The 25,616-nt window shown below is 73.7% G+C and carries 21 protein-coding genes; 10 read left to right on the forward strand and 11 right to left on the reverse strand.

Features of this window, described 5'->3' with window-relative positions; genetic code table 11:
- Window positions 1-108 precede the first annotated feature (108 nt).
- Entirely contained in the window at window positions 109-1,560 is a 1,452-nt protein-coding gene (locus ACIQG9_RS00300) for an LVIVD repeat-containing protein (RefSeq protein WP_400396534.1), read from the forward strand.
- Between the two features lie 58 nt (window positions 1,561-1,618).
- Here ACIQG9_RS00300 and ACIQG9_RS00305 read toward each other — a convergent pair whose 3' ends face one another.
- On the reverse strand, window positions 1,619-2,626 hold the full coding sequence (locus ACIQG9_RS00305; RefSeq protein WP_400396537.1) for a carcinine hydrolase/isopenicillin-N N-acyltransferase family protein: 1,008 nt from the start codon (window positions 2,624-2,626) through the stop codon (window positions 1,619-1,621).
- Window positions 2,627-2,811: 185 nt separating this feature from the next.
- Here ACIQG9_RS00305 and ACIQG9_RS00310 point away from each other — a divergent pair, with 185 nt between their 5' ends.
- Entirely contained in the window at window positions 2,812-4,038 is a 1,227-nt protein-coding gene (locus ACIQG9_RS00310; protein WP_400396540.1) for an SLC13 family permease, read from the forward strand.
- Between the two features lie 90 nt (window positions 4,039-4,128).
- Here ACIQG9_RS00310 and ACIQG9_RS00315 read toward each other — a convergent pair whose 3' ends face one another.
- The 3 genes from ACIQG9_RS00315 to ACIQG9_RS00325 are packed head-to-tail and all read right to left on the reverse strand — an operon-like array spanning window position 4,129 to window position 7,556.
- Window positions 4,129-4,956: a MerR family transcriptional regulator gene (locus ACIQG9_RS00315; protein ID WP_400396543.1), complete on the reverse strand. Its 828-nt coding sequence runs from the start codon at window positions 4,954-4,956 to the stop codon at window positions 4,129-4,131.
- Between the two features lie 36 nt (window positions 4,957-4,992).
- Window positions 4,993-6,594 carry an asparagine synthetase B family protein gene (locus ACIQG9_RS00320; protein ID WP_400396545.1) on the reverse strand — a complete coding sequence of 534 codons (1,602 nt, stop codon included), beginning with the start codon at window positions 6,592-6,594 and terminating at the stop codon, window positions 4,993-4,995.
- Between the two features lie 5 nt (window positions 6,595-6,599).
- Window positions 6,600-7,556, reverse strand: a complete 957-nt coding sequence (locus tag ACIQG9_RS00325) for a DUF5715 family protein (RefSeq protein ID WP_400396548.1) — start codon at window positions 7,554-7,556, stop codon at window positions 6,600-6,602.
- 261 nt (window positions 7,557-7,817) lie between these two features.
- On the opposite strand from ACIQG9_RS00325, the gene ACIQG9_RS00330 reads away from it, so the two are divergent.
- Window positions 7,818-9,545, forward strand: a complete 1,728-nt coding sequence (locus tag ACIQG9_RS00330) for a DEAD/DEAH box helicase (protein WP_400396551.1) — start codon at window positions 7,818-7,820, stop codon at window positions 9,543-9,545.
- 69 nt (window positions 9,546-9,614) lie between these two features.
- Here ACIQG9_RS00330 and lon read toward each other — a convergent pair whose 3' ends face one another.
- A complete protein-coding gene (gene lon, locus ACIQG9_RS00335; protein ID WP_400396554.1) occupies window positions 9,615-11,951 on the reverse strand; it encodes an endopeptidase La in 2,337 nt (778 codons plus the stop codon).
- A gap of 245 nt (window positions 11,952-12,196) precedes the next feature.
- On the opposite strand from lon, the gene ACIQG9_RS00340 reads away from it, so the two are divergent.
- Together ACIQG9_RS00340 and ACIQG9_RS00345 are read left to right on the forward strand one after the other, a co-directional pair.
- The gene (locus tag ACIQG9_RS00340) at window positions 12,197-12,544 is read left to right on the forward strand and encodes an Lsr2 family protein (RefSeq protein ID WP_400396556.1); all 348 of its coding nucleotides are present in this window, start codon (window positions 12,197-12,199) and stop codon (window positions 12,542-12,544) included.
- Between the two features lie 373 nt (window positions 12,545-12,917).
- Complete coding sequence (locus ACIQG9_RS00345) at window positions 12,918-14,168, forward strand: MDR family MFS transporter (RefSeq protein ID WP_400396559.1); 1,251 nt, start codon at window positions 12,918-12,920, stop codon at window positions 14,166-14,168.
- A gap of 102 nt (window positions 14,169-14,270) precedes the next feature.
- Here the strand turns inward: ACIQG9_RS00345 and ACIQG9_RS00350 are convergent, their stop codons facing one another.
- A complete protein-coding gene (locus ACIQG9_RS00350; RefSeq protein ID WP_400396562.1) occupies window positions 14,271-15,530 on the reverse strand; it encodes a hypothetical protein in 1,260 nt (419 codons plus the stop codon).
- Window positions 15,531-15,940: 410 nt separating this feature from the next.
- On the reverse strand, window positions 15,941-16,819 hold the full coding sequence (locus ACIQG9_RS00355; protein ID WP_400396565.1) for a hypothetical protein: 879 nt from the start codon (window positions 16,817-16,819) through the stop codon (window positions 15,941-15,943).
- 132 nt (window positions 16,820-16,951) lie between these two features.
- Here ACIQG9_RS00355 and ACIQG9_RS00360 point away from each other — a divergent pair, with 132 nt between their 5' ends.
- Together ACIQG9_RS00360 and ACIQG9_RS00365 are read left to right on the forward strand one after the other, a co-directional pair.
- Window positions 16,952-18,064 carry a DICT sensory domain-containing protein gene (locus tag ACIQG9_RS00360; RefSeq protein WP_400396568.1) on the forward strand — a complete coding sequence of 371 codons (1,113 nt, stop codon included), beginning with the start codon at window positions 16,952-16,954 and terminating at the stop codon, window positions 18,062-18,064.
- A 16-nt stretch (window positions 18,065-18,080) separates the two neighbouring features.
- A complete protein-coding gene (locus tag ACIQG9_RS00365; protein WP_400396571.1) occupies window positions 18,081-18,800 on the forward strand; it encodes a helical backbone metal receptor in 720 nt (239 codons plus the stop codon).
- A gap of 14 nt (window positions 18,801-18,814) precedes the next feature.
- On the opposite strand, the gene ACIQG9_RS00370 is transcribed toward ACIQG9_RS00365, so the two are convergent.
- Window positions 18,815-19,504 (reverse strand): CBS domain-containing protein, encoded by a 690-nt coding sequence (locus ACIQG9_RS00370; protein ID WP_400396574.1) that lies wholly within the window; start codon window positions 19,502-19,504, stop codon window positions 18,815-18,817.
- A gap of 225 nt (window positions 19,505-19,729) precedes the next feature.
- On the opposite strand from ACIQG9_RS00370, the gene ACIQG9_RS00375 reads away from it, so the two are divergent.
- Both ACIQG9_RS00375 and ACIQG9_RS00380 read left to right on the forward strand, forming a co-directional pair.
- Window positions 19,730-20,296, forward strand: coding sequence for a hypothetical protein (locus ACIQG9_RS00375; RefSeq protein ID WP_400396577.1), 567 nt, complete (start codon window positions 19,730-19,732; stop codon window positions 20,294-20,296).
- A 161-nt stretch (window positions 20,297-20,457) separates the two neighbouring features.
- Window positions 20,458-20,841 (forward strand): FKBP-type peptidyl-prolyl cis-trans isomerase, encoded by a 384-nt coding sequence (locus tag ACIQG9_RS00380; protein ID WP_400396580.1) that lies wholly within the window; start codon window positions 20,458-20,460, stop codon window positions 20,839-20,841.
- Window positions 20,842-20,955: 114 nt separating this feature from the next.
- On the opposite strand, the gene ACIQG9_RS00385 is transcribed toward ACIQG9_RS00380, so the two are convergent.
- Window positions 20,956-21,324 (reverse strand): STAS domain-containing protein, encoded by a 369-nt coding sequence (locus ACIQG9_RS00385; protein WP_400396583.1) that lies wholly within the window; start codon window positions 21,322-21,324, stop codon window positions 20,956-20,958.
- A gap of 350 nt (window positions 21,325-21,674) precedes the next feature.
- Between ACIQG9_RS00385 and ACIQG9_RS00390 the strand changes: the two genes are divergently transcribed.
- Window positions 21,675-22,028 (forward strand): hypothetical protein, encoded by a 354-nt coding sequence (locus ACIQG9_RS00390; RefSeq protein ID WP_400396586.1) that lies wholly within the window; start codon window positions 21,675-21,677, stop codon window positions 22,026-22,028.
- A gap of 403 nt (window positions 22,029-22,431) precedes the next feature.
- Here ACIQG9_RS00390 and ACIQG9_RS00395 read toward each other — a convergent pair whose 3' ends face one another.
- Both ACIQG9_RS00395 and ACIQG9_RS00400 read right to left on the reverse strand, forming a co-directional pair.
- Window positions 22,432-23,703, reverse strand: a complete 1,272-nt coding sequence (locus tag ACIQG9_RS00395) for an Ig-like domain-containing protein (RefSeq protein WP_400396589.1) — start codon at window positions 23,701-23,703, stop codon at window positions 22,432-22,434.
- Between the two features lie 185 nt (window positions 23,704-23,888).
- The gene (locus tag ACIQG9_RS00400; protein WP_400396592.1) at window positions 23,889-25,568 is read right to left on the reverse strand and encodes a right-handed parallel beta-helix repeat-containing protein; all 1,680 of its coding nucleotides are present in this window, start codon (window positions 25,566-25,568) and stop codon (window positions 23,889-23,891) included.
- Window positions 25,569-25,616: the final 48 nt, after the last annotated feature.

The following is a 25,616-nucleotide window of genomic DNA, read 5'->3' on the forward strand; positions in this document are numbered from 1 at the left end:
TAGTATCCACTCACGACCATGCATCGATGTGCCGCAGATCACATCGACCATTCTCATTGGCCGGTAGGCTGTCTGACACGCATCGTCCCCTTTCGAAGGGTTCTGCCGATGATCAGATTTCCCCTTCCCAGACGCCGGCAGCTGAGGATCGTGAGCGTGGTCGCCGCCGGCCTGCTGGTGGCGAGCGTCGCCACCGCCCCGGCGAGCAGCGCCGCGCCGGCCACCGCGGCCGAGGGCACGACGGCGACCCCGGGCCTCGCCGTCGACGAAATCTCCAGCAGCCCCAACCTCCGGCAGATCGCCAACCTGCCCAAGCAGGCGCCGTTCGACACCACCTCCGCGTTCGGCAGCGACATGGCCTTCCAGGGCCGGTACGCCTTCGTCGGCAACTACAACGGCTTCGTCATCTACGACATCGGCAGGCCGAACGCGCCGAAGATCGTGTCGCAGGTGCTCTGCCCCGGGTCGCAGAACGACATCTCCGTCTACGGCGACCTGCTCTTCCTGTCCACCGACTCGTCCCGTAGCGACGACTCCTGCGCCAGCGTCGCGCAGTCGGCCGCGGTGAAGGAGTCCTGGGAGGGCATCAAGGTCTTCGACATCACCGACAAGGCCAACCCGCGCTACATCAAGTCGGTCGAGACCGCCTGCGGCTCGCACACCCACACCCTCGTCCCGGGCAAGGACCGCAAGGCCGTCTACCTGTACGTCTCGTCGTACAGCCCACGGGCGGACTTCCCGGACTGTCAGCCCCCGCACGACTCGATCTCCATCGTCAAGGTGCCGGTGAAGAAGCCCACCGAGGCGGCCGTGGTGGCCACCCCGGACCTCTTCCCCGACGGCGGGTACGAGGGCATCCCCGGCGAGAAGACGGCCACCAGCGGCTGCCACGACATCACCGCGTACCCGGCGAAGGACCTGGCCGCCGGCGCCTGCATGGGCGACGGCATCCTGCTGGACATCCGCGACCGCGAGGCGCCCCGGGTGATCAACCGGGTCCGGGACACCACGAACTTCGCCTTCTGGCACTCGGCGACGTTCAACAACGCCGGCACCAAGGTGGTCTTCACCGACGAGCTGGGCGGGGGCGGCGCGGCCACCTGCAACGAGACCGTCGGCCCGGAGCGCGGCGCGGACGCCGTCTACGACGTCACCGGCCGCGGTGACGCCCGCAAGCTGGTCTTCCGCAGCTACTACAAGATCCCCCGGGTCAACACCGACACCGAGAACTGCGTGGCGCACAACGGCTCGCTGATCCCGGTGCTCGGACGGGACGTCATGGTCCAGGCGTGGTACCAGGGCGGCGTCTCGGTCTGGGACTTCACCGACTCGACCCGGCCGAAGGAGATCGGCTACTGGGAGCGGGGTCCGCTGTCGGACACCCAGCTCACCACCGGCGGCGCCTGGTCGACGTACTACTACAACGGACACATCTACTCCAGCGACATCCAGAAGGGCCTGGACGTGCTGGAACTCAACGACTGGCGGACCTGGACGGCCAACCTGGTCCGGGTCGGCGAGCTGAACGTGCAGACCCAGGCCGGCTACCTGAGCTGGTAGGGCCGACGTCGCAGGGCCCGGTCCTCCGTCGGGGGCCGGGCCCGTTCGCGTGCCGGGGTCAGCCGACCGGCAACCGGTACCGCCGCTGCTGGCCACCGCCGGCCACGGTGACCAGCCGGACCTCCCCGTCGCGCAGGCCGTACGTCACCGACCAGCGGGTGTGCCCCTGCCGCACCTGGTCCAGCAGGCGCAGCGCCGCCGTCGGGTCGACCCGGCCGTCGGCCCGGTCCAGCGCCGCCGCGAGGACGCCGTACCGGTGGTCGCGGCGACGCTGCCCCTCCGCCACGCCGACCACCGGCACGTTGGTCAACGCCTGCCAGCGCCCCTCGCCCCGCTGCACCCGCATCGCCCCGTCGACGAACTCGACCACCGCCGACCGGCCACCGGCGTCGGCGAGCAGGTAGTGCAGCGGCGGGCCGCCGTCGAAGTCGAGGTTGTGCCGGCCGAAGAGCGCCACCGCCTCGTCCACCGTGGCCGCCCGGTCGAGCACCAGGCGCAGGATGCGCACCGACCCGACGGTCGGCCGGCCGGGAACCGGCGTCGCCGTCGCGTTGTCGTCGGCGGCCAGCCCCACCGCCAACCCCCGCTCGTTCATCCCGTCGAAGGGCAGCAGCGGCGCGTTGAGCAGCCGACGGTCCCCGGTCGGGTCGGGCCCCACCCCGAGGTAGGACAGGTCGACCAGCGAGATCGACGCGTACCCGCCGGGTGGGTCGGTGCGCAGCACCATCGCCGGGTTGGCGGCCCAGTCGAAGTTGCGGGCGAAGATCGGGCGGGCCGGGTCGCCGGAGGCGGCGAAGAGGGAGCAGCCGAACGGGCCGGACTCCGGCCGGGCGTCGGTGCCCACCGTCGGGTCGTACCCGCCGACGTAGGTCATCTCGTACAGCGGCAGGTCGTCGACCCGGCGCAGGCTGTTTAGCGTCTGCCGGACCTGGTCCGGGTCCTGCCGGGAGGCGGTCGGCGTGCCGGCGGCGGCCGGCGGTACGGGCGGCGACGCCGGATCGTTCCCGCCGCAACCGGTGATGACGAGCAGCAGGGCCAGACCGGCCCCCAGGAGAGTCCTCCGCATATCCCCAGAACGCTAGGCGAGGGATAGACCGTTGTCCACCGCCCGCCGGACGGCCGGTTTCCGGCCCCGGACGACGCCCCGCACCACCCGGTCGAGCACCCCCGACGGCCGGCCGGAACGCCTGGTCACGCCGGTTCCGCCCGGCCGCCGTCGGACCGGCGCGGGCTGTGCGAGGATCGGGCGCCGTGGAGCCTGCCGGCGGAACACCGCCCGTACCGACCGACCGCCCCCGGCGCGCCGGGCCGCACCCGCTGGACCTGGTGGCGATCGCACTCGCCCTGCTCGGCGTCGGCGCGGTGGCCACCGGCCTGCTCCCCCGCCCCGAGGCCGAGGCGACCCTGCACCGCATCCTGCCGCTGCTGCTGTTCCTCGGCACGGTGGTGGTGCTCGCCGAGCTGACCGCCGTCGCCGGGGTCTTCGACGTGGTGGCCACCCGGCTGGCCATCGCCGCCCGGGGCAGCTTCGGCGCCCTCTTCCTGCTCTGCGTCGGCTTCGCCTCGGTCACCACCATCGCGCTCAACCTGGACACCACCGCGGTGCTGCTGACCCCGGTGATGATCGCGCTGGCCGGCAAGCTGGGCATCGCCCCCGGGCCGCTGGCGATGACCACGGTCTGGCTGGCCAACACCGCCAGCCTGCTGCTGCCGGTGTCGAACCTGACCAACCTGCTCGCCGCCGACCGGATCGAGCTGGCCCCACTGGCGTACGCCAGCCGGATGGCGTTGCCGCAGCTCGCGGCGATCGCGGTGACCACGGCCGGGCTCTGGATCTGGTACTGGCGGCGGGGCCGGCGGGACGCGGACCGGTTCACCCCGCCACAGCGGCACGTGCCGACCGACCGGCTGCTCTTCGGTACGGCGGTCGCCGGCTGCCTGCTGCTGGTCGCCGGCATCCTGGCCGGGGTGGAGATCGGCGTCGCCTCCACGGTCGCCGCCGGCCTGGTCGTGCTCGGCTTCGCGGTCCGGTCCCGGCACACCCTGCGCCCGGCGTTGCTGCCCTGGCGGCTGCTGGTCTTCGTGACCGGCCTGTTCCTGGTGGTGCAGACCCTCGGCCGGTACGGCCTGGACGACCTGGTGGCGGCCCTGCTCGGGGACGCCGGTGGCGCGGTGGGAGCGCTGCGGGCCGGTGGCACCGGCGCGATGCTGGGCAATCTGGTCAACAACCTGCCCGCGTACCTGGCCGGCGAGTCGGTGCTCCCGCCCGGCGACGAGACCCGGCTGCTGGCGTTGCTGATCGGCACCAACGTCGGCCCGCTGGCGGTGCCGTGGGCGTCGCTGGCCACCCTGCTCTGGTACGAACGCTGCCGCGCCGCCGGGGTGGCCGTGCCGCTGGGCCGGTTCGTGGCGACCAGCGCGGCGGTCGCGGTCGTCGGCACGGTCGCCGCGGTGCTCGCCCTGCTGGTGGTCGGCTGACGGGACGGCGACGCCGCCGGCGCGAGTGGAGCCGGCCGGACCGGACGGGCTGCCGCGCAGACGCCGCAGCCCGTCCCCCGTTCCGGCCGGTCAGGCCCGCACCACCGGTAGCTGGAGTTCGGTGACGCCCTTCTCCGGCTCGTCCGGGCAGTAGTCCAGGTACAGCTCGCGGGCGTGGCCGGTGGCCCGCCAGCCGTGCTCCTCGATCCAGCCGGCGAGCACCCGCATGGTGGTCTCCACCTCGTCCATCGCGCCGTGGTGCACGATGGTGGCGGCGGTGGACACCGCCGGCAGGTCGACGATCGCCACCTCGCCGGCCCGCGTCGGGTCGGCGTCGACGGTCACCCCGGCGTGCACCCGCACCGTGTCGTCGTCGCCCTCGACCGGCTCGTACCAGGCCAGTGTGGGGCCGGTCGGCGGGATGTGGGCGGACTCCAGCCGGCGGAACAGCTCCGGGTAGAGCGGCTGGATCACCGGTCCGATGTCCGGCGTGGCGTAGCTGCGGGCGAGCGCGGTCAGCTCCGCGACCCGCACCGGCGCGAGCGCCTTGAGTACGACGTTCTCGGTGGTCATCCGACCCTCCGTCTCGATCATTCGGAGCCGCGCCTCGACGGCGGCCAGCCGGGCGGTGTCCGCGGCCACCTGCTGGCGTAGCTGGGCCCGCCGCAACCGCAGCATGCCGCGCAGTTCGGCGGCGTCCACGGCGTCGTCGAGGATCGCCCCGACCTGGGTCAGGGTGAGCCCCAGCTCCTTGAGGGCGAGCAGCCGGTGCAGCCGGTGCAACTGGTCGGCCCGGTAGTGCCGGTACCCGGTGCGCGGGTCGACCGAAGCCGGCCGGAGCAGCCCGATCCGGTCGTAGTGGCGCAGCATCCGCACCGACACCCGGCCCAGCCTGGCGAAGTCTCCGATGGTGAACATGGTCCCCCCACGGTCGGCCCTGACACGGTGTCAGAGTCAACCCACCGTCGTACGCCGGGGCGGGCGGGCCCCGACCAGCCGGCGCACCAGCGGCGCGGCGTTCCACCTCGCCGCGCCGACCAGGTCCCGGGCGTGTTCCAGCACCGTGTAGTCCGGGCGGGCCAGCCCGTCGGCGATCGCCCGGTCCAGGTCGTTGCCGCACCGGCTGAGCACGCTGTCGAAGTCGCGGCGGACCGGTTCCAGCAGGTCGTAGCCGAACGAGCGGTGCAGCCGGGCGAAGAACGGCTTGTACAGCCGGGCCCGCTCGTGCAGCCCGGACGAGTAGGACATCGGGTTCTTCGGCCGACGGCGGACGTAGTCGGGCAGCACGTCGGCGAAGGCCCGCCGGACGATCCACTTCTCCTGGCCCTCCCGCAGCTTGAGCGCCAGCGGCAGCCGCATCGCCAGCTCCACCACGCTCAGGTCGAGGAAGGGCACCCGGGCCTCCACCCCGTACGCCATGCTGGCCCGGTCCACCCGCTGCAACTCCGTACGGCACAGGTTGCGGATCCGGTGGAGGAAGAGCCGGCGGGCCCGCTCGGGGCCGACCCGGTGGTACATCGGGTAGCCGCCGAACAGCTCGTCGGAGCCGTCCCCGGTGAGCACCACCCGCACCCCCAGCTCGCGCAGCCGCCGGAAGATCGGCACCGAGACCACCGCGTTGATGATGTCGCCGTACTCGGTCAGCTCGGAGATCCGGATGGCCTCCCGGATGTCGGCGAGCCGGATGTCGCGCGGGCGCAGCTCGACCACCTCGTGCGGCACGCCGAGGTCGGCGGCGAGCCGCCGGGCGTACGCCACGTCCGGGCTGTCCGGCACCCCGACGGTGACCGCCACGCAGTCCGGATGCAGCTCCCGGGCGTGCGCCAGGGCCAACGAGCTGTCCAGGCCGCCGGAGAGCACCACCCCGACGGTGAGGTCGGTGTCCACCCGCGCCCGGATGCTGTCGGTGAGGGCGGCCCGGACGAGCAGGGCGGCCTCGTCCGGGTCGTCCACGACCGGCAACCCCTCGCCGAGGGCGAGCAGGTCGAGGTACGGGCGCAGGGTCACCCGGCCGTCCGGCTCGGCCCAGCCGTGGTGTCCGGGCGGCACCTCGGCGATCGGGGCGTGCTGGCCGACCAGGGCCTTGACCTCGGAGGAGACGTGCAGGCAGCCCGGGGTCCGGGACCAGTACAGCGGCTTCACCCCGAGCGGGTCGCGGGCCAGGTAGACCCGGCCGGTGACCCGCTCCACCACGGTGAACGCCCACTCGCCGCGCAGCCGGTGCACCGCCTCGGCGCCCCACTGCCGGAACGCGGCGAGCACCACCTCGGTGTCGCTGGCGCCGCGGAACTCGTGGCCGGCCCGGGTCAACTCCCGGCGCAGCTCGCGGTGGTTGAAGACCTCGCCGTTGTAGCAGAGCACGTACCGCCCGTCGGGTGAGGTCCAGGGCTGTACGGCCCGGTCCCGGTCGACCACCGGCAGCCGGCGGACACCGGTGAGCAGGCCGGTCTCCTGCCGGGTCTCGGTCACCTCCCCGCGCGGGGCGAGGACGGCGAGCATCCGCCGGAAGATCGCCGGGTCGGCCTCCGGGCCGACGCTGAGCGCGATGCCGCACATCCGCCTCAGGCCCCCATCTCGGCCTCGTACGCCGAGCGCAGCCGGGCCCGGGCGGCGGGGGCCAGGCACACGTGCCAGGCCTGCCCCTCGTCGATCACGTTCAGCTCGCCGGCGGCCTGCCGGGCCAGCAGGATCTCGGCCAGCACGTCGCGCGCGCCGAACCGGGCGTACCAGGCCAGTTCCACGTCCACCGCCCAGCCGAGGCAGTGGCCACTGGGGACCATCGCCGCGTACCCGAGCCGGCGTAGCTGGTACTGGTGTTCGGCGCTGCGGACCAGGCTGGTCACCCAGAGCGGCGGGGTGGCCGGCGGGGCGGACCGGGCGAACTCCCGGGCCAGGTCGTTGAGGAGCGCGACGACCTCCCGGCGGGCCTGGCGGAACTTCACCCCGGCGGTACGCGGGGTGGCGTCCGGCCGCAACCGGCGGCGGACGGCCCGCACGCCGCGGCCGAGGACGGTGGCCGCCTGTTCCCGGTAGCGGAAGCCGAGCAGGTCGCGCCGCCGCAGCCACTCCAGGTCGACCAGGTCGGGGTGGGCGTGGACCTGCTCGTCGGTGCGGAAGGTGGGGGCGTCGCGCCACCACATGACGTCGATGCGGGAGAGCAGGTAGATCCGCACCAGCGCGGTGAGGTCCCGGGCCGAGGTGCGGTCGTTGGGCTGGTAGCGGGCCATCTCCAGCAGCAGCGTCTCGCGGGCGCCGATCAGTCCCTGCCCGGTGGCGTCGAGCACGGCCGCGATCGCCGGCTCGCGCAGCCGCTGGTCGAGCAGGACCTGGCGGGCTGCGGTGGAGGCCGCGTCGGCGAGGGCGCCCACCTCGACCAGCAGTTCGGCGACCGCATCCCGGTAGGCGTCGAGGTCGGGCGGGGCGTGCCGGGTGGGCCGGGAGGGGGCGGGTGCCCGGCGGGCCGGGGCGGGCGGGGTGGCACCGGGCTGCTGGCCGGGGCTGCGGCTGGGCACGCGCATGGTCGGGTCCTCTTCCGGTACGACACGGTGCGGATGAACCTGAAAGCACCGTAAGCGCTCCGAACCGGGATGGAATGAGCAATCCTCCCATCCACCCCCTAAGGGCGACGGTCTCGTACGGGTCGCCCGCCGGAGTGGCCGGCACCCGCGCGGGGGATCGACTCCACGCGCGGATCCGCCGGGGGGCATCCGGCTGTGCCGACCGGCACGGTTGTGCCGGTCGGCGGAGCGGGTCGGTGGGGGTGATGGAAAACTCTGCCCATGAGTTCCGCACCCACACCGACCGACCCCATCGCTCCCGGCGATCCCGACGAGGTGCCCGCCTTCGTGGACCTCGGGCTGCGCGCCGAGTTGCTGGGCGCGCTGTCCGCGCTCGGCTACGAGGAACCGACGCCGATCCAGCGGGAGGCGATCCCCCTGCTGCTGGCCGGCCGGGACCTGCTGGGACAGGCGGCCACCGGTACGGGCAAGACCGCCGCGTTCGCCCTCCCGCTGTTGCAGCGGATGCCGGAGGACCGCAGCGGCGGCGACCCGGTGTCGCTGGTGCTGGTGCCCACCCGGGAGCTGGCGGTGCAGGTCTCCGAGGCGTTCCACCGGTACGGCAAGGACCTCGGCACCCGGGTGCTGCCGATCTACGGCGGCCAGCCGATCGGCCGCCAGCTCCGCGCCCTGGACATGGGCGTGGACGTGGTGGTGGCGACCCCGGGCCGGGCGCTGGACCACATCGCCCGGGGCACCCTGCGGCTGGGCTCGCTGGCCACCGTGGTGCTCGACGAGGCCGACGAGATGCTCGACATGGGCTTCGCCGAGGACATCGAGGCGATCCTGGAGCACGCGCCCGAGCAGCGGCAGACGGTGCTCTTCTCGGCGACCATGCCGTCCCGGATCGACGGGCTGGCCCGCAAGCACCTGACCGACCCGGAGCGGATCCAGATCGGGCGGGAACAGCCGGTGGCCGGCGAGGCGCCCCGGGTACGGCAGAGCGCGTACATCGTCACCCGGGCGCACAAGCCGGCGGCCCTGGGCCGGGTGCTGGACGTGGAGTCGCCGACGGCGGCGATCGTGTTCTGCCGCAGCCGGGAGGAGGTGGACCGGCTCACCGAGACGATGAACGGGCGCGGCTACCGGGCCGAGGCGCTGCACGGCGGGATGAGCCAGGAGCAGCGGGACCGGGTGATGGGCCGGCTGCGCGGCGGCACCGCCGACCTGCTGGTGGCCACCGACGTGGCGGCCCGGGGCCTGGACGTCGAGCAGCTCACCCACGTGGTCAACTACGACGTGCCGTCGGCGCCCGAGTCGTACGTGCACCGGATCGGCCGGGTGGGCCGGGCCGGCCGGGAGGGGGTGGCGATCACCCTCGCCGAGCCGCGCGAGCACCGGATGCTCAAGACCATCGAGCGGGTCACCGGCCAGCGGATCGCCATCGACAAGATCCCCACGGTGGCCGACCTGCGGACCCGGCGGCTGGAGCTGACCCAGGCGGCGCTGCGGGAGAGCCTGCTGGAGGACGACCTGGACCCGTTCCGGGTGATCGTCGAGTCACTGTCGGACGAGTTCGACCTGATGGAGGTCGCGCTGGCCGCCGTGAAGCTGGCCCACGAGGCGGCCCTGCCCGGCTCGGACGACGAGGAGGAGATCCCGCAGGTGGCGGTCCGGCCGGCCCGGGAGAGTCGCCCCGGGTTCGACGGCCGGGGCGGGGAGCGGCGGGCTGGCGGCGGTGGCGGCCGGCCCCGCGCGGGCGGCACCGCCCAGGTCTTCATCGGGCTGGGACGGCGCGCCGGGGTGCGCCCGCAGGACCTGGTCGGCGCGATCACCGGGGAGACCCGGGTGAGTGGCCGGGACATCGGCTCGATCGAGATCGCCGACCGGTTCTCGCTGGTGGAGGTGCCGCAGGGGGTCGCCGACGAGGTGATCGCGGGGCTGCGCGGCAGCACCATCAAGGGCCGCAAGGCCACCGTACGACGCGACCGCGGCGGCGAGGGCCACTGACCCACACCGCGCGGCACCCGTGGCCCCCGACGCCCGGGTGGGGCGTCGGGGGCCACGGTGGCGTACCGGTCAGGCGGCGCTGAGCGGCTGACCGCCGAGCGTCGCCACGTCGACCTCGGCCGGGCGTAGCGCCAGGGCGAGCACGTCGGCGACGTCGGCCAGGGTGTGCACGGTCAGCGCCTCCCGGACCTCGCTGGGCAGGTCGTCCAGGTCCGGCTCGTTGCGGGCCGGGACGATCACCTCGGTCAGGCCGGCCCGGTGCGCGGCCAGCAGCTTCTGCTTCACCCCGCCGATCGGCAGCACCCGGCCGGAGAGCGTCACCTCGCCGGTCATCCCGAACTCGGGGCGGACCGGCCGTCCGGTCACCAGCGAGGCGAGGGCGGTGACCATGGTGATGCCGGCGCTGGGGCCGTCCTTGGGCACCGCGCCCGCCGGGACGTGCAGGTGGATCCGCCGACCGGCGAGGATGTTCGGGTCGATGCCGAGCCGTCGCCCGTTGGAGCGCAGGTACGACAGCGCGATGTGGGCCGACTCCTTCATCACGTCGCCGAGCTGGCCGGTGAGGGTCAGTCCGGGCTCGCCCTCCATGCTGGTGGCCTCGATGAAGAGCACGTCGCCGCCGGCGCCGGTGACCGCCAGGCCGGTGGCCACGCCGGGCACCGCCGTCCGCTCGGCCGATTCCGGGGTGAACCTCGGTCGGCCCAGGTACCGGGCCAGGTTGTCGGTGTCCACCCGGACCGGGGCCGGGTCGGTGGCCAGCTCGACGGCGACCTTGCGCAGGATCTTCGCCAGCCCCCGTTCGAGCTGCCGGACGCCGGCCTCCCGGGTGTACTCCCCGGCGATCCGGGCGAGCGCGGGGTCGGCGACGGTCACCTCGTCGGCGGTGAGCCCGGCCCGCTCCCGCTGCCGGGGCAGCAGGTGGTCGCGGGCGATGGCGACCTTCTCGTCCTCGGTGTAGCCGTCCAGGGTGACCAGCTCCATCCGGTCCAGCAGCGGGCCCGGGACGGTCTCCAGCACGTTGGCGGTGGCCAGGAAGAGCACGTCGGACAGGTCGAGGTCGACCTCGAGGTAGTGGTCGCGGAAGGTGTGGTTCTGCGCCGGGTCGAGCACCTCCAGCAGGGCGGCGGCCGGGTCGCCGGCGTACCCGACGGCCAGCTTGTCCACCTCGTCGAGGAGCACCACCGGGTTCATCGAGCCGGCCTCGCGCAGTGCGCGGACGATCCGGCCGGGCAGCGCGCCGACGTAGGTGCGGCGGTGACCGCGGATCTCCGCCTCGTCCCGGACGCCGCCGAGGGAGACCCGGACGAATTCGCGCCCGAGCGCCCGGGCGACGGACTCGCCGAGGCTGGTCTTGCCGACTCCGGGCGGGCCGGCGAGGGCCAGCACCGCGCCGGAGCCGCGACCGCCCACCACCCCGAGGTTGCGCTCGGCCCGGCGGTTGCGCACCGCGAGGTACTCCAGGATGCGGTCCTTCACGTCGGCCAGGCCGGCGTGGTCGGCGTCGAGCACGGCGCGGGCCGCGGCCAGGTCGGTGTTGTCCTCGGTACGGGTGCCCCACGGCATCTCCAGCACCGTGTCCAGCCAGGTACGGATCCAGCCCGCCTCCGGGGAGGCGTCGCTGGCCCGTTCCAGCTTGCCGACCTCGCGCAGCGCCGCCTCGCGGACCTTCTCCGGCAGGTCGGCGGCCTCGACCCGGGACCGGTAGTCGGCGGAGCCGTCCGGCTCGTCCTCGCCGAGCTCCTTGCGGATCGCGGCGAGTTGCTGCCGGAGCAGGAACTCACGCTGGGACTTCTCCAGCCCCTCGCGGACGTCGCTGTTGATCTGCTCGGTGACCTCCTGTTCGGCGAGGTGGTCCCTGACCCAGCCGACGAGCAGTTCCAGCCGGGCGGTGACGTCCGGCGCGGCGAGCAGTTCGGTCTTCTGCGCCAGGGTGAGCCAGGGCGCGTAGCCGGCCGCGTCGGCCAGCTCGGACAGTTCGGTCATCCGCTCCATGGCGTCGATGACCTGCCAGGCGCCGCGCTGCTGCAGAACCGAGGTCATCAGCGCGCGGTACTCACGGGCCAGCTCGCGGGCGCGGCCGGCGGGTGCGGGTTCGTCGATTCGGGTGGCCTCCACCCAGAGGGCGGCGCCGGGTCCGGGTACGCCGGAGCCGATCCGGGCCCGGCCGAGGCCGCGCACCACGGCGGCGGGTTCGCCGTCGGGGAGCCGGCCGACCTTCTCGATGGTGGCGATCGTGCCGACGGAGCCGTACTCGCCGTCGATGCGGGGCACGGCGAGCAGCGTCTTGTCGCCGCTGGCGCGGGCCGCGTCGACCGCGGCCTGGGTGGTCGGGTCGAGGGTCACCGGGATGACCATGCCGGGCAGCAGGACGGCGTCGGTCAGTGGAAGTACCGGGAGAGTTGCCATCGAACACCTGCTTATCGCGTTGAGTTGAGCGTGTCTGACTCAAGTCACAGACCGCACCCGCTGTTCCTGGGTGTGATGCAGGCCACGCTCGCGGCATCCACGGGCCATCCGACCGGCGATTTGACGGACGCAGATTTCCCACGATTGGCGCGACCCACCAAATGAGATAGAGGCATATTGTTGCGGATTTGCCGTCAGATACGTCAAACTCTTGGCACACCCGCCCGACACAGGGAGCAATGGCGATGGCAAGAGAAGTAATCACCGTTCTGACCGACGACCTCGACGGCGAAAAGGCCGATCGGACCGTCGAGTTCAGTCTGGACGGGATGGTGTACACCATCGACCTCTCCGACGAAAACGTGGGGACCCTGCGCAAGGCGCTCGACCCGTACATCACCGCTGGCCGCTGGATGGGCAGGGGCGCGGTCGCGGCTGGTCGGCCGACCCGCCGCCCGGCCCGCGCCGGGGTCTCCGGAATGGACCGCGAGCAGAACCGCGCCATCCGGGAATGGGCGAGAAAGAACGGCCACGAGATTTCCGAGCGCGGCCGGATCCCGGTCGCCGTCGTGGAGGCGTGGAAGAACCGCTGACCGACCGGCACGGATCACGATCAGGCGCGCCGGGGTCACGCTGAGATATCAGCGAAGGCCTCGGCGCTTTCGCGTTGTTCGCAATTCCCACGCCGGCGGGGGGTCGGCGGGGAGAGCTGCCACAACGGTCGCCAGGGCACACCCGGCCGAGGCCACCCGGCCGACGCCGCCCCCGTCCGCACCCCGGTCGTCCACCGGAGCCCGACCCGCTCGGCGCGCCTCGGCGGCACCGCCGGACCGGCGGCACGGACCCGATCCAGGTGACCGGGGCCACCATCTCCCCCGCCGCGACCGCGTCCCGTCGTCCCGTTGAGATGTAATGCCCCGGGTGCCTGCCGGGCATTACCGCGGGGCGAGGGTACGGAGGTGGCGGTTGACGCACTGGTGGGGGCGGACGGCCGGCGGGCTGCCCCGGACGTTCTGGTACCTCTGGACCGCCACCCTGATCAACCGGCTGGGCAGCTTCGTCGCCATCTACCTCGGGGTCTACCTGGTCTCGGTACGGCACTTCAGCCCGGCGTACGCCGGGATGGTGATCGGGCTGCACGGGGCCGGCAGCGCCCTGGGCAACCTGCTCGGCGGGATCATCGCCGACCGCTGGGGGCGGCGGCCGGCGATGCTGGTCGGCAACGTCACCGCCGCCGCCGTGGCGGCCGGGCTCGGGCTGACCGGCCACCCGGCCATGATCGCCGTGCTGACCCTGCTGCTCGGCCTCTGCCTCGGGCTGGCCCGGCCGGCCTTCACCGCGACCATCATCGACGTGGTCGGCGAACGGGACCGGCTCCGCGCGCTGACCCTCAACTACTGGGCCATCAACATCGGGTTCTCGGTCGCCGCCACCGTCGCCGGGTTGCTCGTCCGGGTCGACCCGCTGCTGCTGTTCGTGATCAACGCCACCGTACTGCTGTTCACCGCCGCCCTGATCGCCCTGCGGGTGCCGGAGTCGCGGCCCGCTCCACCGGCGGGCCGGCCCGTCCCGGGCGACCGGGGCGGCCTCGGCACGGTGCTGCGCGACCGGGTCTTCCTCACCTTCACCGCGCTGACCGGGCTGGTCTGGCTCTGCATCGAGGCCAACGTGATGCTGCCGGTGGCGCTGCGTGACGACGGCCTCCCGGCTTCGGCGTACGGGCCGGTCATCGCGGTCAACGGGGTGGCGATCGTGCTGGGGCAGCTCTTCGTCCCCCGGCTGATCGGCCGGTTCGACCGGTCCCGCACCGTCGCCGTCGCCGCGGTCGTGGTGGGCACCGGCTTCGGGCTGACCGTGCTGGCCGACACGGTCTGGTTCTACGCGCTGACCGTGCTGGTCTGGACGCTCGGCGAGATGCTGATGACGCCGGCCAACTCCGCGCTCACCGCCGACCTCTCCCCCGCCGCCCAACGCGGGCGCTACCAGGGGGTCTACTCCCTCGGCCACGCCGGTGCCAGCTTCCTCGGGCCGACCGTCGGCGGGCTGGTCGCCGAACGCCTCGGGGTCACCGCGCTCTGGTGGAGCCTGTTCGGGCTGGCGCTGCTGGTGGCCGCCGGCAACCTGCTGGCCGGACCGGCCCGGCGGCGGCGGATCGCCGCGCTGCGCGCCCCCACCGCCGCCACCCCCACCCGGGACGAGGCACCGGCCCTGGCCTGACGGCGCGACCCCGGCCGTACCGCCGGCAGAGAGCACGGACGCGGAACGGTCGTGGGTCGCCCGGGAGACCCCGGACGGCCCACGACCGCCAGTCGGTGGTGCTCAGTTGACCTGGATCCGCACCACGTCGAAGGCGGGGGTCTGGTTGGCCCGCTCCATCATCGGCACCCGGTGCGAGCCGTCACCGGCCCAGACCGCGCACTGCGCCGTACCCGACTGCGGCAGGCCCGGGATCTGGATGGTCACGTCGTCGGCCTGGTTGCCACCCTTGCCGTCCTCGGTGGCCACGAAGAACGCCGGGACGTCCTGCGGGTTCGACGGCGCCTGGTCGGTGCTCTGCAACATCCGGCAGGCGGTGTGGAAGTGCCCACGGGTGAGGCCCTGGTCGGTGAGGATCGAACTCTCCAGGTAGTAGCCGCCCTGACCGGCCGCCAGGAACCGATCCCGGACCAGGTTCCGGGTGGAGACCTTCAGGCTGAACGCCTGGTTGCGCTCCACCTGGTCGGGGAACTGCGTGATCAGCAGCGACGGGTTGTTGGTCGCCGCGCCGACCTCGCCGAACGCGGTGCTGACGCAGCGGTTGCCGTTCTGGAAACCGTCGTGCGGTTGCAGCTTGCTGTTCGTGCAGTCCTTCGCGAGGACACCCAGCGCGTTGCCGCCGTTGTTGCCGTTCTGGCCGCCGTTGTTGCCGTTGTTGCCACCGTTGTTGTTGCCACCGTTCTGGCCGCCGTTGTTGTTGCCGCCGTTGTTGGCGGCCACGGTGCACGGCGCGAGCTGGTCCAGGCCCTGCGGACGCTGCGCCACCCGGCCGATCGCGGTGGCGATCCGGTTCAGGGTGGCCCGCCGCTTCTCGGCCAGCGGGCCGAGGATGGCGTTGTTGATGAACGCCTGCCCCTTGCGGCCCTCGGCCGCCAGCCGCCGGTTGGCCTCGTCGATCTGGGTCTTCAGCAGGGTCAGGTTCCGGTCCACCTCGGCCTTGGCCTGCGCGGGGACCTGGGGAAGCTTGCTGACCACGTCCGGGCACGCCACGGTGGAGGCGAGGGTGTTCACCGGGGCGTTGCCCGCCTTGACGGCCTGACACTCGGCGACGGACATCTGGCCGTCACCCCAGTGGTTGCGGACCCAGCGGCCGTCCTGCCACGTCTGGGTGGTGCTGCCACGACCGCTCGGCGAGGTGGCGCCGGGGCTCGGTGCCACGCAGGCCGACGAGACGTTGCGGGTCCGCCGCGGTTCGTCCTGGGCCGACGAGATCTGGGTCACCGCGGCGATCCCGCCGAAGACCGCGAGCGCGCCGACCGCCGCCAGCAGCCGCTTGCTCCGCGCGTTACCGGATGACCGGCGCGCCCCTGTGGACCTGCGCATCGAATTGCTCTCCTTCTCGATCCGGTACCTGACTCGTGTCCCTGACGAGGAGACGGATATCGGGGTGGACGCCCCGTCGGGAGCACTGCGACGTTCCGGTCGCACGTCGATGGCCGACGATGCCCTTTCCGCACCGTCCGCCGCGTCGGGTGGCGCGGCTGGGAATTCCTGTCCATTCCCGCTTAGGTACGGGCCGACGCCGACGAAGGTTCAAGGCGGATCGAGGAATTCGGGACCGTTTTCCGGCGGGGCCGGAATGTCACCAACCGTCGCCGAAGAATGACCACCGGTCGCGCCACCGGTCGGCACGGGGGGACTTCCCAGCGGCCGGAAGCCGGCCGAGCCGGCGTGTGCCACCCGGCGGGCGGCGGCGATGGTGCCGGGTCGTCCGGCCCCGCGACCCGGTGCCGTCAGTCGACGCAGAGGTGGTCGAAGGCGAACGGCGCGGCCAACTCGTCCCGCCGGTCCCGCAACCCGCGGATCTGCTGCCGCAACGCGTCCCGGTCGAGCAGGACACCCTCGTCGGCGGCCGGCCCGGCCAGCCGATCGCCCAGCGCGACGGCGGCCAGGTCCTCGGCCAGCCGGGCCGGGTCCACGCCGCAACGGAGGCGTTCCTCGTGGACGGTGACCCGCTCCACCAGGCACCGGCCGGGCCGTACCTCGACCCAGCTCCAGCCCTCGGCCGACCCGTCCCGCCAGCGCACGTGCAGGCCCCGCACGATCGGGTCGCTGAGCCGACGCGACACGTACGCCTCGACGGCCGCCGCCCGGGCCAGCGCGCCGAGGTCGTTGACCGGACCGGTCCGGCCGTCCGGCAGCCGGCCGACGATGTCGCGGTACCCGACCGGGGTGGCGTCGTCCGGGTCCGCGTCCGGGCCGGCGCCGGCCGCGTAGGCGCGCGCGTCGATGACGTACGTGACGATCCGCCGGCCGTACCCGGCGGACCGCAGCGTCGGCGAGTCGATCCGCAGCACCGGCAGGCCCACCGCGGCGCAGACCGCCTCGCGCATCCGCTCGGCGCGCTGCCCCGCCGAGCCGGCCGGCGCGGCGGGGCCGATCGTCACCGCGAACAGCGGGACGCCGGAGTCGGCCGCACAGACGACGTGGTCGAACCCCTCCCGGGTGGCCGAACTCCACTGGTGCCCGGTGATCCCCTCCGGCCGCCGCGACACCAGCTCGCCCAGCCGGCGGCCGGCGTGCACCGCCTGCCCGGCGCGGACGAACAGCGGCACGTCACCGGCCGGGACCGGGCGCAGCCGGGCGCCGTCGTCGGTGGCGGTACGCGTCATCGTCGGGCCGATCCGTCCGTGCGCAGGAGAGTGACCGACCGAGTCTAGGACGTCGACCCCGGTCGTCGCCTGCTCGGTGCGACCGGCGCGGCCGACGGTGCGCGCCCCGACCGATTTCTCTACGCTCACGGGGTGCTGCACGACGGACCGGCCCCGGAACTGTTGACCAAGCGGAATCTCGTGACGGTCTCCCACGCCATCGAGCGGTCGGCGCTGGCCACCGCCGAGGACGGCCCGCTGGTGGTGATCGCCCTGTTCCAGCGGATGCCGTACTTCGCCCGGGAGCGGGCCCGCTACGAGCGGATCGCCGCCGGCGCGGCGGTGACCGTGATCGGGCTGGTCGGAGACCCGCCGGCGGAGCTGTCCCCCGGGGCGTACGGGGTGGCGCTGGACGAGTCCGAGGAGCTGTCCCGGGAGTGGAGCGTGGTGGCGCTGACACCGCGGTTCGGGGCGAGCCTGGTGGCCCGGGACCGCCGGGAGGTGGAGGCGGCGACCACCCTGGAGGCGGGCCGGCTCTTCTCCGGCCGCTGGGGTTTCCGCCGCGACGAGGCGCTGCACGAGGTGATCCGGCTGCGGGCGCAGCTCGGTGACCGGCTGCCGCCGGCGGCGCTGGCCGCCGTCGACCAGGTGCTGCGCCGGGTCCGGGACCTGCCCGCGACGCCGGGTGAGAGCCGGGCCGAGGCGGCGCTGCGGCTGATGGCCGGCCGGGTGGAACGCGCCCACCGGACCGCTCCGGGGCGGGCCGACGAGCCGGCGGACGCCCCGCAGGGGCTGGTGGACGAGCCGGCGCTGCGCCGGTGGAGCGGGGTCGACGGGGTGACCTCCTCCGGCACCCTGCCGGTGGCGCTGATCGGGGTACGGGTGAGCGAACCGGCCGGCACGCCGGAGCGCTTCGGCCGGCGCAGCGTGGCCCGCGAGACGCAGGCGGTCATCGCCGCGCTGACCGCGCCGCTGCGCCCGGTCGACCGGGCGGTCCGCCTCGCCCCCGACGAGTACCTGCTGGTCCTGCCGGCGTTGACCGAGGAGGAGGCGCTGGCGACGGCCAGCCGGGTGCACGCGTCGGTGGCCGGGCTGGCCCGGTCGTACCCGTTCGTCGTCTTCGCGGTGCACATGGCGGTCACCGTGACCGACCGGCGGCCGATGCCGGTGGCCCAGGTCCGGCACGCCGTCGAGTGGGCCGCCCGGGAGGGCGTCCCGGTGGCCACGGTGGCCCGGGAGGCCGCCGCGACCGCCGCCCACCGCTGACGAACGGAGGCCGGCCGTGCGGGTGGTCTCGCTGGTGCCGTCGCTGACCGAGGCGGTGGCGGTCACCGTGCCGGAGGTGCTGGTCGGCGCGACCGACTGGTGCACCCACCCGGCGGGGCTGGACGTGGCCCGGGTCGGCGGCAGCAAGTACCCGGACCTGGACCGGGTGCGCGCCCTCCGCCCCGACCTGGTGCTGCTCAACGTGGAGGAGAACCGGCGCGTCGACGCCGACGCACTGGCCGCCGCCGGGGTGCCGGTGCTGGTCACCTATCCGCGTACCGTGCCGCAGGCGCTGGACGAACTGGCCGGCCTGCTGGCCGCGCTCGGGGTGACCGGGGAACCGGGATGGCTGACCGACGCCCGCCGGGCGTGGGCCGCGCCACCCGGCCCGGCGCGGATCCGCCGGGCCGTGGTGCCGGTCTGGCGCCGACCCTGGGTGGTGCTCGGCGGGGACACCTTCGCCGGGGACGTGCTGCGCCGGCTCGGCGTGCCGAACGCGTACGACGAGCACCCCGAACGGTATCCCCGACCCGACCTCGACGAGCTGCGCGACCGCCGGCCCGACCTCGTGGTGCTCCCCGACGAGCCGTACGCGTTCACCGCCGACGACGGTCCGGACGCCTTTCCCGGCATCCCCTGCGCGCTGGTCTCCGGCCGCCACCTCACCTGGTACGGCCCGTCCCTGGCGGAGGCGCCCGCGCTGCTCGCCGGGCAGCTCGCCACCCCGGTGGGCTGACCGGCCGGCACCGCTCAGCCGACCGGGGTGACCCCCGGCCCCACCAGGCTGGTGTCGTCCACGTCGTACCCGATCGTGCTGGCGACCTGGACCACGCCGCTGACCTGGCCGGCGAGCCGCACCGCCAGCTCGGCCGCGGTCCGCCGGTCCAGCCGACCGTCCAGGGTGACCGCACCGTCGCGCACCTGCACGGTGACCAGCCCGTCCCGCACCGCCAGCACCCGGCGCAGCACCTCCTGCACCACGTCCTCGCGGATCTCGGCGTCGCTGCGCAGGTGCACCGTGAGCAGGTCGCCACGGGTGACGATGCCGACCAGCCGACCGAGGTCGTCGAGGACGGGCAGCCGCTTGACCGCCTCGCGGTCCATCAGCCGGGCCGCGGCCGGCAGCGACGACTCCGACCAGGTGGTGACCGCCGGCGCGGTCATCAGGTCCTTCGCCACCAGCGCGTCGGCCTTCTCCCGGGCCGTCCGACGTCGCCGCCCCTCGAAGACCCGCCGCTCCTCCGGGACGCCGGCGCGCTCCACCTTGTGCAGCAGGTCCGCCTCGGACACCACGCCCAGCACCCGGCGGAACCCGTCCACCACCGGCACCGCGCTGATCCCACGCCGGATCAGCACGTCGACGATCTGCCGGTAGGGAGTCTGTTCCCCGACCGTCAGCACGTCCCGGGTCATCACGTCGCCCACCTGCCACGTCCTCATCACGACCTCCTCGTCGGCTTCGCCACCCCGACGCTAGGAGCGCCGTACCGGGCCGGGCAGAGGCAGGTGGACCGATCCGGCCGGGGCCGAAGGTCCCGTCCCGACACCCCCGGAGCGGGTCTTAGGTCCCGGCCCGGCACGGACCGGTCGGCCCTGCCGGCGAACCACCGCCGGGCGTGGAATGTAGGTGCCACCGGAAAGCGCGGTGCCAGCCAGCGAAGGGACGTGGAGACCATGACCGCGATGATCGAGCGGAACACCACCGCCAACACCGGTACGCCGGTGGCCGGCACCGAGACCACCCGCCAGCGCGCCGCCCGGTACGTCTGGGCCGGCACCCGGATCGCCCTCGGCTGGATCTTCCTCTGGGCGTTCCTGGACAAGGCGTTCGGCCTGGGCCACGAGACCGAGGCGAAGAACGCCTGGATCAACGGCGGCAGCCCGACCAAGGGCTTCCTGAGCTTCGGCGCGGCCGGCCCGTTCCAGGGCGTCTACCACGACATCGCCGGCGCGGCCTGGGCCGACTGGCTGTTCATGCTCGGCCTGGCCGGGATCGGCGTGGCGCTGGTGCTCGGCATCGGGATGCGGATCGCCGCAGTCGCCGGCGGCCTGCTGCTGGTGATGATGTGGACCGCCGTCCTGCCCCCCGCGAACAACCTGTTCATGGACGACCACCTGATCTACGCCGGAGTGCTGGCCGGCCTGGCCCTGGTCGGCGCGGGCAACACCGTCGGCCTCGGCCGGGCCTGGGGCAGGCTTGCGCTGGTACGCCGGTTCGGCTGGCTCAGGTAGCCCGCGACCGGACCGGCGGGGGCGTCACCCCAGCGGTGACGCCCCCGCCGTACGAGCGATCCCCGGGATCCCGTCATCGGGCCCCCGGGGATCGGTGCGTCACGATCGGGCAGGATCGACACCGACCGGACGTTCGAGCCACGACGGCAGGAGATCAGCAGATGAACACGCCCCAGGCAGGCAAGCCCGAGATCGGCCCCATCGAGGGCGCTCCCCCGGCCGAACTCGTCATCGAGGACATCACCGTCGGCGAGGGTGCCGAGGCCCGGCCGGGCCAGCTTGCCAACGTCCACTACGTCGGGGTGGCCCACTCCACCGGGCGGGAGTTCGACGCCTCCTGGAACCGCGGTGACGCCTTCGAGTTCCCGCTCGGCGGCGGGCAGGTCATCGCCGGCTGGGACCAGGGCGTGGTGGGAATGAAGGTCGGCGGCCGTCGCCGGCTCACCATCCCGCCGCACCTGGGCTACGGCAGCCGGGGCGCCGGCGGTGTCATCAAGCCGAACGAGACCCTGGTCTTCGTCGTCGACCTGCTCGGCGTCCGCTGACCCACCGCGTCGGGCCGCCGGCACCCGCCCGGCGGCCCCGGCCCGGACGCGGCCCCGGCCCGGACGCGGCCCCGGCCCGTGCGGGGCAGGCCGAGCCGTGCCGGACGGGGGTCGTCAGGCGCAGGCGGCCAACGGGCGGCGCTGCGCGTCGCACGGATCGCCGCCCCGCCTGATCGGGATGACCCGGTGCAGGCCGGTGGCGCGCAGCACCCGGGTGACCACCGGATCCGGGTCGACCACGACCAGCTCGCCGCCACGCGCCCGGACCCGCAGGTGCACGGCGACCAGTGCCCGCACTCCCGCGGCGGAGAGCACCCGGACGCCCGACAGGTCGAGCCGCACCAGCGGACGGGCCGGCGCGGCCCAGAGCGCGGCACGGAACGCGCCGACGGTGGCGATGTCGATCTCGCCGACCGCCCGCACCTCGACCACGTCGTCGGTCACGCCGAGTTGCACGTCGAACCGGTCGTCCCGCTCTGCCATGCCGTCGAATCTAGCCGCCGGCACCGACGTTTCCGCCCTGCCGGAGGCGGGTTTCCGGGTAGTACCAGGGTCGCTCCCGGGGTGGACCCGGATCCTCCTCAGGGTGGAGGGACGCCGGGCGGGGCGACACGCGGCGTGACGGTCATCGGCGGGTGACAATCGGTCGATGGCCGTACCCGGCCCGCCCGGCCCGCCCGGCCCGCCCGGCCCGCCCGGCCCGCCCGGCCCGCCCGGCCCGCCTGGCCCGCCTGGCCCGCCTGGTCCCTTCGCCTGGCCCGCCTGGTCCGCCTGGTCCGTTCGCCGGCCGTGTGTGCGCCGGGATCCTGCACGGTCCGACGGGCGGATACTGGATGATCAGCGAAGTCCGGCAGCACGGCGACCGGCTCTGGCTGGGCAGCCTGACCGGCACCGGCGTCGCCCGAGTCGCCCTGATCTACCCTGACCTGACGCCTCGCCCTGACCTGACGCCTCGCCCAGGCCACCCTGACCCGACGCCCCTGCCCTGCCCGGCCCTGCCCCTGCCCGGCCCTGCCCTGCCCTGCCCTGCCCGGCCCGGCCCGCGACGCTGGGGCACGGCGAGCCGGTCCAACGGCAGTGCCGCGGGAGATCAACTGCGGATCGGCGAAGTGGCGGTGTCCGATGCCTTCCGATACCGCCAGATCGGCGACATGCAGTTGATCTCGCCGATCTCGCCGTGCGGCTGACCCCGGCGCCGACGACCCGCCCCGCCGGACTCGGACGACCCACCCCCGGACCCGGCCGGCCCAGCCACCGGACGCGGACGACCCGGTCCACCGGACCCGAACGGCCCCCACCGGACCCGGACGACCCGGCCCCGGACGCGAACCCACCCGCCGGACGCGGACGACCCACCCGCCGCACGCGGACGACCCACCCGCCGGACGCGGACGACCACCCACCGCACGCGGACGACCCACCCACCGCGCGGACGACCCACCCCGGACGCGGACGACCCACCCGCCGCGCGGACGACCCACCCGCCGCGCGGGACGACCCACCCGCCGCGCGGGACGACCCGCCCCCGGACGCGGACGACCGGCCCGCCGGTGGGCGGGCCGGTCGTACCGGTCGTTCCTCCCCTGCTGGTCAGCCGCCGCTGGCCGACGGTGCCGGCGCGGGCGACGAGCCCCCGGCCACCGCACCCGGGTGCACCGGGCTGGTGGTGGGTGCCGGTTTCAGGCCCGGCGGGACGGGCAGCGCGCTGCCCTTGACGAACTCGTCCCAGGTGGTGTTCCAGGCCGTCCAGCCGTTGCCGGCCCGCAACGGCACCTCGGTCCCCTTCACGGTGACCAGGTCACCGACCTGGGTGACGCCCATCAGCCAGTCGGCGGCGGTGGACGAGACGTTGGCGCAGCCGTGCGACACGTTGGTGTAGCCCTGGTCCCCCTCCGACCACGGCGCGGCGTGGATGAACTCGCCACCCCAGGTGAGCCGCTGGGCGTCCTCGACGTCGACCACGTAACCACCGTCGGGTTCACCCCGGGTGTCGAAGGTGGTCTGCTGGTGCTTCTCCATGATCACCATTTTGCCGCTGGAACTCGGCGTGCTCGGCTTGCCGAGGCTCACCGGGATCTTGCGGAGCAGCTTGCCGTCCTGGAAGACCGACATCTGCTTGGTGGCGTTGTCGATGTCCAGGGCGACCTGCCGGCCGATCTTCGAGGTGGCCCGCCGGTCGGAGTCACCGACGAACTCCTTGCCGATCGGCAACCCCTCCAGACCGGCCCGGACGCTGATCTTCGTACCCGAGCGCCAGAAGTCGGGCGCCCGGTAGTAGACCTGACTGCCGTCCTCCAGCCACGACCAGGTGCCCGGCTGCGGCGGGTCGGTCTTCAGGAACAATCGTCGCTGCACGTCCGCCCTGGCCGCTTTGGGAATTGCCGGTTCAAACGCCACGGTCACCGGCATCGCGGTGCCGTACGTCTGATTTCCGGTGAAATAGAGAGTGCTGGTCACGGCCTGCCTGTTCGATTTCGCCGCCGTGGTGAACGTCGTCCGTCCGACGGTCGTGCGTCCCGAATCGCCGGTCGCGGTCACCTCCGCGGTGTAGGTTTGGCCCTTCTCCAGCGGGGCCGCCGGCACCCAGCTCGACCCGTCCTCCCGCGGCTCGCCGGCGATCGTCCTGCCCTTGTCGTCGGTGAGCTTCACGCTGGCTACCTTCCCACCGGTCACGGTGGTGCCGACCTCCGCGCTGACCGGCACGTCCCGGGCCCGGTCGGCGGGGGTCACGGCCACCGTGGGGGTTGCCGCGCCGGCCGCCGACCCGGCCCCCGCCTTCCGCTCGGCGGTGCACCCGCCGAGGACCAACGGTGCGGCCGCGATGGTTATCGCCAATAGCGTCAATCGCCGCCTCAGGTCCATATTCACTCCCCCATTTCCAGTCCCCTTGGCCACATTCTGTACGGCGTTTCTTGGGCCAGGTCGCGCTTTCCGGGGAAATGGTCGGAGGAAGCCGGGAATTTAAGCCCGCGCGATGTCGGACGGGGTCGTGAGACCCGGATGTCCCGGATCGGCGTCGCCGGGGGTCGCGTACCGGCGACGGCCGGTCAGTCCCAGTCCTGGTCGCCGTGGTTGCGGTCCCAGCGGCCACCGACCGGCGGGGTGTCCAGCCGGATCGCCGCCACCGCGTTACCGGCCAGGTCGTTGTCCTCCACCCGGCAGGCGACGCAACTACCCCGCTCGGTGATCCAGAACCCGTGGGTCTGGGTCCGCTCGGGGTGGTTGTCCCAGATCCGGTTGCCGCGCACGGTCGCCGAGTCGACGGCGGCGTTGATGGTGATCCCGGCCCGGGTGCCCGGCGCGGCCGGCAACTCGTACGGGGTCCCCGGCAGCGGGGTGTCCGCGCTCCACGCGGTGTAGGCGTCGGGGCGTACCGGGGCGAGGTTCAGTTCGGTGGCGGTGTTGCCGGCCACCACCGCGACCCGCTGGCCGACCCGCAGCACCTTGCCCCGGTGGCTGTCCTGCGGCCAGTTCGCCGACCGGTCGACCAGGGACCGCTCGCTGTAGCGGACCGACTCGCCGCCGCCGCTGCACGCCCCGGCGCACTGCCGGCCGTTGTTGCGGATCCGGTTGTTGAGCAGCACCGCGTCGGCCATCGGGCGGTCCACCCGGATCGCGTCCCGCCCGTTGCCCCAGAACTCGTTGCTCTCGACCACCACGTCCTGCGCCGCGTCCGGGTAGCCGCGACCCAGGTCGTGCTCGTGGTAGCCGTAGCCGCCGTTGTCGCTGATCCGGTTGCCCCGCACCGTGTACGGCCCCGGGGTGTTGCCCATGCTGATCCCGTCCCGGACGTTGCCGTCGATGACGCAGTCGGTGAGCAGACCGCCCCGCCCGGCCACCCCGGCGGTGCCGTTGCCGGAGACGTCGTAGCCGGCCTCCAGGTTGCCGGTCATCGTGCAGCCGGTGACGATCAACCCGTCGGCGCCCCAGTCGGAAATGCCGAACCGGTTGCCCTGGCTGTGGCAGCCGACGATCCGGTAGCCGCGCGGCGGCGTCCAGTAGTCCTTCTGCAGTTCGAGGAAGATCCCGTTCGTCCCGTTCGCCAGGGCGGTGCAGTTGGCGATGGTGAGCCGCTCCTGGGTACCCCAGCCGCCGATGCCGATGCCGATGCCCGCGCCGCCCATCTCCTCGCCGTTGTCCAGCCGGCCGCAACCGACCACCACCACGCCGTCGATCAGGGTGTCCTGGAGGAAGTCGCAGCCCAGCCCGCTCGCCCCGGTGTGGTGGATGAACAGGTTGCGGAACACCCCGCGTACCACGTACTGCAGGCCCAGGCCCTTGGCGAGGTAGTTGTACTCGGCCATCGCCACCCCGGAGCCGTCGATCTCGAAGTCGGCGAAGGTGCAGTCGGCGATGTGCCGGTCCCGGTCCGCGCCGTGCTGGAGCACCGTCCAGAAGGCCAACGGCGTCGGGTCGGTCCGGTTGCCCTCGTTGCTCAGCAGGAACCGCGTCGCGGCCGGTCCGGCGCCGATCAACGACACCCCGCTGCGCCACACCGTGCCGGCGTCCCGGATGGAGTAGATACCGGGCGGGCAGTAGATCACCCGGGCCCGCCCGTCGGCCGCGTAGCCGTCACCGAGCCGGTCCACCAACGCGGCCAGCGCCGGCTGGTCGTTGGTCACCCCGTCACCGGTCAGCCCGTACTCGTGGGCGTCGCACCACAGCGGCGCGCCGGCGACCGGCGGACGGCGGTCCCGCACGGCGACGGGCAGGCCCTGGTAAGCCACGGTGGCTCCTCTCGGCGGTGCGTCGATGACCGACGCCGGTTTCCCGGC

Source organism: Micromonospora sp. NPDC092111 (assembly GCF_044755745.1).
Lineage (GTDB): Bacteria > Actinomycetota > Actinomycetes > Mycobacteriales > Micromonosporaceae > Micromonospora.

Coding starts and splice junctions, on each gene's coding strand:
- ACIQG9_RS00320 (WP_400396545.1), bottom strand. CDS start 6,594: ATGTGCGGCATCGCGCTCAGCGTCGGCCCGGAGGCCGACCCGGCGATC.
- ACIQG9_RS00350 (WP_400396562.1), bottom strand. CDS start 15,530: ATGCGCAGGTCCACAGGGGCGCGCCGGTCATCCGGTAACGCGCGGAGC.
- ACIQG9_RS00385 (WP_400396583.1), bottom strand. CDS start 21,324: ATGGCAGAGCGGGACGACCGGTTCGACGTGCAACTCGGCGTGACCGAC.
- lon (WP_400396554.1), bottom strand. CDS start 11,951: ATGGCAACTCTCCCGGTACTTCCACTGACCGACGCCGTCCTGCTGCCC.
- ACIQG9_RS00305 (WP_400396537.1), bottom strand. CDS start 2,626: ATGCGGAGGACTCTCCTGGGGGCCGGTCTGGCCCTGCTGCTCGTCATC.
- ACIQG9_RS00380 (WP_400396580.1), top strand. CDS start 20,458: ATGAACACGCCCCAGGCAGGCAAGCCCGAGATCGGCCCCATCGAGGGC.
- ACIQG9_RS00330 (WP_400396551.1), top strand. CDS start 7,818: ATGAGTTCCGCACCCACACCGACCGACCCCATCGCTCCCGGCGATCCC.
- ACIQG9_RS00390 (WP_400396586.1), top strand. CDS start 21,675: ATGATCAGCGAAGTCCGGCAGCACGGCGACCGGCTCTGGCTGGGCAGC.
- ACIQG9_RS00315 (WP_400396543.1), bottom strand. CDS start 4,956: ATGTTCACCATCGGAGACTTCGCCAGGCTGGGCCGGGTGTCGGTGCGG.
- ACIQG9_RS00325 (WP_400396548.1), bottom strand. CDS start 7,556: ATGCGCGTGCCCAGCCGCAGCCCCGGCCAGCAGCCCGGTGCCACCCCG.
- ACIQG9_RS00355 (WP_400396565.1), bottom strand. CDS start 16,819: ATGACGCGTACCGCCACCGACGACGGCGCCCGGCTGCGCCCGGTCCCG.
- ACIQG9_RS00340 (WP_400396556.1), top strand. CDS start 12,197: ATGGCAAGAGAAGTAATCACCGTTCTGACCGACGACCTCGACGGCGAA.
- ACIQG9_RS00370 (WP_400396574.1), bottom strand. CDS start 19,504: ATGAGGACGTGGCAGGTGGGCGACGTGATGACCCGGGACGTGCTGACG.
- ACIQG9_RS00300 (WP_400396534.1), top strand. CDS start 109: ATGATCAGATTTCCCCTTCCCAGACGCCGGCAGCTGAGGATCGTGAGC.
- ACIQG9_RS00395 (WP_400396589.1), bottom strand. CDS start 23,703: ATGGACCTGAGGCGGCGATTGACGCTATTGGCGATAACCATCGCGGCC.